Annotated in this window: 3 protein-coding genes; 1 reads left to right on the top strand and 2 read right to left on the bottom strand. The window is 59.8% G+C overall.

Annotation, left to right across the window (positions count from 1 at the left end):
• Positions 1-136: 136 nt before the first annotated feature.
• Positions 137-535 (top strand): PIN domain-containing protein, encoded by a 399-nt coding sequence (locus tag QZY03_RS02390; protein ID WP_295577918.1) that lies wholly within the window; start codon positions 137-139, stop codon positions 533-535.
• A 375-nt stretch (positions 536-910) separates the two neighbouring features.
• Here QZY03_RS02390 and QZY03_RS02385 read toward each other — a convergent pair whose 3' ends face one another.
• Together QZY03_RS02385 and QZY03_RS02380 are read right to left on the bottom strand one after the other, a co-directional pair.
• Positions 911-1,135, bottom strand: a complete 225-nt coding sequence (locus QZY03_RS02385) for a hypothetical protein (protein ID WP_295577915.1) — start codon at positions 1,133-1,135, stop codon at positions 911-913.
• 201 nt (positions 1,136-1,336) lie between these two features.
• Entirely contained in the window at positions 1,337-1,588 is a 252-nt protein-coding gene (locus QZY03_RS02380; protein WP_295577912.1) for an antitoxin, read from the bottom strand.
• Positions 1,589-1,857: the final 269 nt, after the last annotated feature.

Genomic DNA, 1,857 nt, shown 5'->3' with positions numbered 1-1,857 from the left:
GTTCTAACGATCATCAGACATCGACACCCGAGAAGGAGACGAACCGATGAACGAGGCCCAGTGTCCGAAGACGGGGAAGGCCGACGGTAAGGCTGAACCACTACCCCTTGGGGTTACCTGAGACAACCGGATAGGCATGTCGCAAGATATCCGCGGTCCGTTGGCAAAGACGTTGATAGAAGACGGGCGGCGCTTTCTCATCAGCACGCAGGTGCTAAACGAATATTATTCCGCGATGCTGAAGAATCGGGTGGACGAGCGAATCATTCAGCAGAACATCGAGACGATGATTCAACGTTGCGAGGTACGCTTGATCGATCTGGCGGTCATTCGTTCGGCACACACACTGAAACTCAGGTATCGCTTTTCCTATTGGGATAGCCTGGTCATTGCGACTGCACTGGATGCGGACTGCAAAGTTCTATATTCGGAAGATCTTCAGGACGGCCAGCAGATCGAAGGCTCGCTGCGAATCGTTAATCCCCTGGCGACGCAGGCGGCACCCTGCTCAAAGACCCAAAGCGGCGATGCATGAAACCCCATGACAGCTGAGAGTAACGCCCGCCGTCGCCTCCGGGAATATATGGCACGCCATCACATCGACCCGTGGGACGAACGTTCTGACCTACCTATTGGTCTCAATCGGACCGATATCGCCCCCTTGCGAGGCAGCGTCCATATCGCCTCCGGTCGAGTGGCGAAAAAGAACGACATTGACGCCCTCTTCAAGCGCCTCCGGTTCCGCTGATTTCTTAGAGCCGGGAGATTGATCCGAAAGCGCTGTTCCAACAGCATGACCTTCCAGCAGAGAGACCTGAGACCGCGGCCTGGATTGCGGCGGCCATGGTGCGGGGCAGGTCCACCCCGGCACTGATGACCCACCGCAGCCAGACATGGGTGTCGAGGACGATCAGCGCAGCGCCTCCCAGTCGTCCGGGTCACTCACCGGGGCGATGATGTCGCCCAAGATCCGACCCTTGCCGGCAATGTCGGGCGGCGGCTGGCGTTGCCGGGACACGGGCGGCTCATCCAGCACGAAGAAGATGGCCTCCATCCGGACACCCGGGGATAGCGGAGGCAAATAAATGATCTGTCCATGCTCGTTCGTCTCGACGATCAGTCGTGTGGCTTGCATTTCGAATGTTCCCGATATGTCAGCAAGACGCCTTTGTGAGTTGGGCGCATGCCTTCCGCGTCCGGCGATGGACGCGGCCTCATGGTGTGTCGAGAAGTATAAGCGGCGTCGGCGCGTTGCGGTTGCCGGCACGCTGAGCGCATCCGAGTGGCCGCGTTGGCCGGAACGGCGATCATGGCCGTACGTTGGTGTCGATCGAGATCACGGAAGGGCGCGATCGGTCGGCTCATTGGCAAGCAACCGCGAGTCTTCCACCGGGGCTTGAAAGATCCCCAGGGCTCGGGGTGGCGGCGGCATCCATGGGGGCGCACCGGATGGTACCGGCGGGTAGATGCGCACGATGTACTCCAAACCGCGGCGGACGACCTCGGCGAGCGGGATCTCGCGGTCGCGGGCGACTCGCTTTGCCTCTCGGTAGAGTGCGTCAGGGAGTTGGATCTGAGTCTTGATCATGCTGGGAAAATACGACCATGGCGATTCTGTATCAATGTTGCCGGTGACATCGGTGAGTTCTGACCGGTGACAACCCCAGTTCGGTCGTCGGTACTTGGCGCGGAGTACCAGGGGATGCGTTACACCGCGGAGAGATTGTGAAAGTATTCATATCGTATACTATTTAGGGCGTGCCACCACGTGCCTGGCGGCGCCAGTCGCCGCGCGGTTTCGTCGAGAGCGACCGACGCGGGCGCGATCGGCTGGCCGTCAAAATCCGTCTCCGAGGC

It is taken from the genome of uncultured Lamprocystis sp., assembly GCF_903933125.1.
GTDB lineage: Bacteria > Pseudomonadota > Gammaproteobacteria > Chromatiales > Chromatiaceae > Thiodictyon.
Note: the sequence above shows the minus strand (reverse complement) of the source record. Positions and strands in the feature narration are given on the sequence as shown.